The organism is Bacillus sp. FJAT-53060 (assembly GCF_037104745.1).
Classification (GTDB): domain Bacteria; phylum Bacillota; class Bacilli; order Bacillales; family Bacillaceae; genus Bacillus; species Bacillus stratosphericus_B.
In genome coordinates, this window is the sequence record NZ_JBAWSW010000078.1 from 1 (window position 1) to 2,822 (window position 2,822).

General features: G+C 38.7%; 5 protein-coding genes. 1 reads left to right on the top strand and 4 read right to left on the bottom strand.

All coding sequences use genetic code 11. The features are described from left to right. Positions 1-186, top strand: a 186-nt coding sequence (locus WAX46_RS15520; protein ID WP_336493384.1) for an IS3 family transposase, incomplete at its 5' end; no start/stop codon positions are given. A gap of 52 nt (positions 187-238) precedes the next feature. On the opposite strand, the gene WAX46_RS15525 is transcribed toward WAX46_RS15520, so the two are convergent. The 4 genes from WAX46_RS15525 to WAX46_RS15540 all read right to left on the bottom strand — a co-directional run bounded on the left by WAX46_RS15525 (position 239) and on the right by WAX46_RS15540 (position 2,543). Then, positions 239-418, bottom strand: coding sequence for a hypothetical protein (locus WAX46_RS15525; protein ID WP_226569975.1), 180 nt, complete (start codon positions 416-418; stop codon positions 239-241). Then, positions 411-575 (bottom strand): hypothetical protein, encoded by a 165-nt coding sequence (locus WAX46_RS15530; protein WP_226569973.1) that lies wholly within the window; start codon positions 573-575, stop codon positions 411-413. Before WAX46_RS15530 ends, WAX46_RS15525 begins: the two co-directional genes overlap by 8 nt. A 6-nt stretch (positions 576-581) precedes the next feature. Then, entirely contained in the window at positions 582-1,100 is a 519-nt protein-coding gene (locus WAX46_RS15535) for a DUF421 domain-containing protein (protein ID WP_226569971.1), read from the bottom strand. A gap of 96 nt (positions 1,101-1,196) precedes the next feature. Continuing rightward, positions 1,197-2,543: a TrkH family potassium uptake protein gene (locus WAX46_RS15540; protein WP_336494307.1), complete on the bottom strand. Its 1,347-nt coding sequence runs from the start codon at positions 2,541-2,543 to the stop codon at positions 1,197-1,199. Positions 2,544-2,822: the final 279 nt, after the last annotated feature.

Below are 2,822 nucleotides of genomic sequence, written 5' to 3' on the forward strand. Positions count from 1 at the left end.
GTTATCGAGAACTTCTTCGGTATCTTAAAGTCTGAATTTCTATACCTAAAAGAATTTGAGGACATCGAACACTTCAAGCAAGAACTTGAACAATATATTGATTACTACAATCACACACGTATAAAGACGAAACTAAAAGGCATGAGTCCGATACAATATCGAACTCATGCCTCGAAAGCTGTCTAATAAATACCGTGTCTAACTTAAGGGGGTCACTTCACACGAGGATCGTTTTTTATTACTTGTTCTTTTGTTTTTTATGACATTCAGAATCTTTTTTAGGCTTCATAAGGGAATCAATCCATTTACTGCTGTTCACATCCCCAAGCTCGTTGCCAAATTCCTCTTCTAAGATATCTGGATTCATCGGTTTTTTATGGTCTTTGATATCCTTGCTTTTCACATGCTTTTTAGTCACGAGATGCTCCCCCTTGTCTTCCTTGGTGAGAATTTCGGTTTGCCTGTCGATTATTTGATTGCTCGTCAAATTGTGTTTGTCCTTGATCATGTGCCATGCTTTCTGTTGGCGTCATATTATTTGTCATTGCTTCATTTTTCGCTGCTTTTCTTTTCATCTGAAATCAGTCCTTTTTTGACATGTTTAGTTCTTCTCTCAATTGGTCAAACAGCTCTTTCATTTGTTTGACTGTAACTGGTTTTTCCTCAGGTTTTAACTCATAGCCAATTTGTCCATTAGCTTCTAGCGTGGCTTTTTTTAGACTGCTGATGTCCGTAATGCCCTGCTGCTTTAAGCGCATTTTGAACTGGTCCCTTGTGAGCCGTGCTTTTTTCAGCTTGTGATCAAGCATTTCACCATTATGCAAAATGACCACAGATTTCCCTGAAACCAATTTTTCAAAGAAATCAAACCGAATCGACAGCTTTTCCATTACCACAAGTGCCACAATAAAGATGGTTGCTGCATAAATCGTTTCAAGTAAATTATGCTCTATAAAGGGTTGGATAATAATCGACCCAATGGAAATCATGATCACCGTTTGTTGTACAGTTAATTGACTAATGGATTTGGGTCCTGCTATTCTCAGTAGCAAGGTTCCAACTAACAGCATGACAGTCGCTTTCCATAATACATCTAGCACGTCTCGTTCACCTCTTACCTATAGATTGCCAACATCTCGTGCTATTTAGCCAGTTATATAATGGAAATAAAAAACAGCATTCGCTGAGAATGCTGTTTAGCCAATAATAACGCGCTCTTTTGGGTAATGATAATTCGCTTCACTTTCTCTACGTCCAATTAAATATAAGAAGCTTGGAAGACCAATTCGGCCGATAAACATGACCATCATGATAATACACTTGCCAAACACAGTGAGGTCAGAGGTAATCCCTAGCGATAGTCCCGTTGTTCCGAAGGCAGAACAAACTTCAAATAAATTTTCAAGAAGTGTATTATGTTCGGATAAGGTTAACAGGAATGTGGCACCAAATACCAAGATAAAGGCCATCATCGTCACCATAAGGGATTTATTAACATCCGCTTGGTGAAGCTCTTTTTTGAAAATTTTGATGGACTTATTGCCCCTTGCAAAATGAAACAGTGCGAGTAAATTCAGGGCAAATGTGGTGGTCCGAATTCCGCCTCCCACCGAGCTTGGAGATGCCCCGATAAACATGAGCATACATAAAAATAATAGCGTCGCCTCTGTCAATTGAGTCATGTCTATTGTCGAAAGCCCACCACTTCTTGTAGCTGTTGATTGGAACAAAGAAGAAAACAAGATTTCGTGCCAGCTCTTCCCTAGAAAGGTAAACCGGGCTTCAAGGGCATATATCCCGATCGCACCAACAACGACTAGGCTGCCAAATGTGATCGTTGTGATTTTTGTAAACAGCGAAAATGATGTGTACTTTCGGTCTTGATTGAATAAATAATCTTTTACTTCAACGAGCACCGGGAAACCGATCGCACCAAAAATGATGAGCAGTATCGTAATAAATTGAACGAAATAATCACCTTTGTAAGGGATCAACGAATTGCCTGTAATGTCAAAGCCTCCATTGGTTGTTGCACTAATACTCGAAAAGAAACCATGTAAGAAAGCCCCTTGCACATCGTAATATTTGAGAAAATACATACTTAAAATCAGACCGCCTACAAACTCAATGAGCAAAATTAAATATAAGACCTGCTTCATTAGTTTCACGATTCCTGATAAATTGCTTTGGTTTTGATCTGCCATGATAAGCTTTCTTTCTTTAATGCCGATTCTTTTCCTCATGACGATCCATACGAAGGTGCCGAGGGTCATAATTCCGATGCCACCGATTTGCAGAACAAACGCAAGAATCCACATACCTGTGACGCTAAATGTTTGTGAAATATCGACAACGGTCAGACCTGTGACACTTACAGCACTCACAGCTGTAAATAGGGCATCAATAAATGTCCACTTTACCCCCTCTTGATGAGCGATTGGCAAACTTAAAAGAATAAATGAGACTGTGACAGCCAGAAAATAATAAAGGGCAATCAGCTGGAAAGCCGATAGCCGGTCAATTAGCTTTTTTATTGGGTTCATTGTAATTCCTTCTTTTAACTTTCATTTTTCAATACTTACCATTTTAATGAAAAGAGCCACAATTTTAAAGGTATTTTATGCTTATTTTCATTTTCATCAAAAAAGAAAAGACATTCTATAACAGAATGTCTCAGACCGTAGACAAACCCCATCTTTACTTCAAGTAAAAGTGGGGTTTTCACTTATTTTGATAAAATTTATCAGTTGTCTTACGCTGGACATGGTCCTTTCCATGTCCAGTTTGCTAGCTTTTTGAGATTCATGGCAGCGAAAGTAAGC